Raw genomic sequence first — 3520 nt, forward strand, 5'->3', positions numbered from 1 at the left:
GTTTTAATGATGATCCAGGACCCATAAATCAACGAACTTGCTGCCACAGTGAATCCGGTGTATATCCACACAGACAATGGAAGCGTACTAAAACTGGTAATGCCTTCTATTGCTAACGCCCATAAACGCCGCACATTAAAAGACGATTTTCCTGATTTACGTGGCTCAACAACAAATTCAACCACGCTCTGCCTAAATCCCACCCAGGCGAATAAGCCTTTCATAAAGCGCCTGCGCTCTGGCAAGCGCTTTAAAGCTTCGACAACTCTTCTGTCCATCAAACGAAAATCGCCAACGTCTAAAGGAATAGCGCACTCGGATATCCAATTGTGCAATCTGTAAAACCACTGTGTTGCCAATCGTTGGACAGGGTGATCTGTTTCCCGTGATTTGCGCTGTGCCAATACTACATCACTGCCATTCTCCCACTGCCTCACCATTTCTATGATCAGCTCAGGAGGATGCTGCAAATCAGCATCCAAAGGGATTACCGCATCTCCTCTTGCGGCATCAATACCTGCAGTTAGCGCGGCCTCTTTTCCAAAATTACGTGACAACTCTAAAACTACAATACGAGAATTGCGTGTTGCTTGTTGACATAGTACTTCCAATGTGTCATCGCAACTTCCGTCATCAACGCAGATAATTTCATAGTCATACTTTTCAAGTTGGGCTACTACCAACTTCATTCTACTGAAAAAAACATTTAAACCGCTTCCTTCATTAAAACAAGGAACGACAATGGATAAACACTGCTTCGGTGTGTTAACGTGCATTTCTCATATTTCCCTATACCTATTTTATCCACTAAAATTTTTGGAGCTAATTTCTCTCTAAAGCCAGAGATATTAGTTCTACTTTGTCAGATTATTCCAGAGCTCTATTTTGCCTAACAGAAGACTGTTTCGCACTGGATCTCCTCTGATGCCGCTTGTGAATAATTTCAGCCAATTCCTCGGCTGTGAGCTGTCTTCGAGGCAGCATGTGAGCTAATGCTGTTACCAGGTCATTGACGGATAACATCGGCCATTGGCTGCGGCCCTGCATTTATTGCTTGACCAGGAAGAGCGTTGCCAGCATGACCAGAGCCATGTGATGATGCCATGCATCCCATCGGCGCACTTGATAGCCGGCCATGCCGCATTCACTCTTTGCCTCATGAAAACTGTGTTCGATAAAGAAACGCTGCGCCTGCGCTTGCGCCAGCCTCTGCAATGGCGTTTCAAATGGCGCATTGGATAGGCAGTAGTGCGATATTTCGCGTGCGCCAATCTCCCGCCTGACCAGCAAATGCCAGCTGCGCGCTTGAGGCTCGGCGCCATCCCATACCCAAACGAGTGTATGAAGATATTGCGCTTCAAGCGTGCCTTTTTCACCCTCGCGCAGCTTGATGCGCCGCCATGCTGTATCCGGCTGCTCAGATGCCCATTGATCGACACGTATCGCTTCACTTTGTGCTTTCAGGTGTGTTGGCCGCCTGCCACGGCCATTCCAATCTGGAATGTGCGGCGCTAGGTCTTCAAGATAGATCATCTGCTTGCAATGAACATCTGCCACAAATGCGCAACCATGATTATCAACACCCCGTAAAAAGGCAGCATCCTTGCTGTAACCCGCATCAATGGCCACATAACCAAAGCGCACACCATGTTGCAGCGCTTTTTCAATCATCGATAACGCGATCTCGCATTTGCTTTGATAGCGCTGGTGCGCTTCAGGTATCGCTGCCTTATTGCAACGATCCGAATCATTCGCCCAGTGTTCCGGTAAATACAGGTGCGCATCAATCAAACTTGCCATGCTGTCCTGGCACAGGTTGGCAAATACGCCAACCTGGCAATTGTCTACCTTCCCCAGACGGCCGTTCCATTGCCTCGCAACCCCTGCCGAGGCTTCACCCTTCTTCGCAAAACCGCTTTCATCAATGATCAAAGTGGCTTTGTCGCCACCCAATACACCAAATCCATGCCAATCAATTGCACCAGATGTCAGCATGTGTTGCATAGCCTGGTGATCAATCTCGTTTACTTCGCCCATGCACAGCATGGTCGCCCGATCGGATTGAAACAGTCCACGTAGATAGCCATAAAACGTCGCTGTTGCATCGCGCGTCGAGGATACGAAAAATGATGAAAATGAAGATAAATGCGCGCCAAGCGCTTCTGGGAGCCCCTGTAGGGCAGATTTGAGAGACTGTTTAGTATTTTCACGACATGATCGTGATTAACATGTATAAAACAATGAGTTATTGTATATCAACTTTATGCCTCATTGGAATTATTTGAACCTGACAAAGTAGAACTAGAGATCGAAGCGGGTTGCGCCTGAAGTTCCCGGCGAATGGCTGGTGTCGTGCGTGCGTTTTTATGAAGATTGATATTCATGGCGTTAAACCTCTTACTCACTTTAATCGCGCCGCCGCAGCAGTGGCCTACAGTTACCCTCCGGTCTCCCTTCGGCCACTGCTGCGGCAAGCCGTCCCAAAGCCTCTCTGGCCTTGAAACAAAGGATAGCTCTTTTTTGGAATATAATCACACGATACTGAACAATGCGCTTGTTCCGTCAAATCGTATTGAGAAATCTGGGATAAGTATATAGAGCTTATCTCAGAAAGTATAAGTGACTGATTCTATATTGGAATCACCTCTATTCTGATAAAATAGTGCACGCAAACAAGACAAATAACCCCAAAAACCGTGCACGATGATCCGCTACCAGAACCAGAAACAACGCTCCCTCGAAGGATTTGATACCCCGCCCGGCATGATTCTTGATCCGAGGAATCGCTGGGTAAGACTGAGTGATTGCATGCCGTGGGATGAATTAGCCGATAGCTACTACAAGACACTCTCCCGGACATTAGGGCGCCCATCCAAGGATGCGCGGATAGTGATCGGAGCAGTCATCATCAAACACAAGTTATCGGTTTCGGATGAGGAGACGGTAGAACAGATCCGGGAGAACCCGTACCTGCAATATTTCATCGGACTGAAAGGCTTTCAATCGAAAGCACCTTTTGCGCCCTCGTTACTGGTTGAAGTACGCAAGCGCATGGGGCAGACAGTGTTTGATGAATTCCATGCGGCCATCATTAAGGCCGTTGAGCAGAAAAAGGCAAAGAAGCCTGTAAAGGTTGACCAGGATAATGATGGCGGTAGCCCTGGCAGGACGGCATCGAATCACAGCGAAGATGACTGTCATATTGCAGCTGCCCCGGCCACTGCAAAGCAGTCTTCAACGTCAGACGGAACACCCCGCAATCAGGGGAAAATGATCATAGACGCCACCGTGGCCGAACAGGCAATTCGTTTTCCGACGGATCTTGGATTGCTGAATGAAGCACGCGAATTGAGCAAACACATCATCGATGTGCTGCATGAAAAAAGTCACCGGCCGCAGAAAAAGAAACCACGCACCTATCGGGAGATAGCCAGAAAGGCCTATCTCAGCCTGGCCAAGCTCAAACGCCCCACCAGCAAGAAACGCCGTGATGGCATCAGGAGGCAATTACAGTTTCTGC

The 3520-nt window shown here is 48.3% G+C and carries 2 protein-coding genes and 1 pseudogene; 1 reads left to right on the forward strand and 2 read right to left on the reverse strand.

What is annotated here, in order from left to right; all coding sequences use genetic code 11:
* Together ABTW62_RS13630 and ABTW62_RS13635 are read right to left on the reverse strand one after the other, a co-directional pair.
* Window positions 1–776 (reverse strand): glycosyltransferase family 2 protein (locus tag ABTW62_RS13630; protein ID WP_430905122.1); only part of this gene is annotated, 776 nt, incomplete at its 3' end.
* A gap of 271 nt (window positions 777–1047) precedes the next feature.
* Window positions 1048–2100: pseudogene (locus ABTW62_RS13635) on the reverse strand (IS701 family transposase); the annotation flags it as partial.
* Between the two features lie 603 nt (window positions 2101–2703).
* Here ABTW62_RS13635 and ABTW62_RS13640 point away from each other — a divergent pair.
* Window positions 2704–3520 (forward strand): transposase (locus tag ABTW62_RS13640; protein WP_430905123.1); only part of this gene is annotated, 817 nt, incomplete at its 3' end.

The sequence above is a fragment of the Nitrosomonas sp. ANs5 genome (assembly GCF_050584665.1).
Classification (GTDB): domain Bacteria; phylum Pseudomonadota; class Gammaproteobacteria; order Burkholderiales; family Nitrosomonadaceae; genus Nitrosomonas.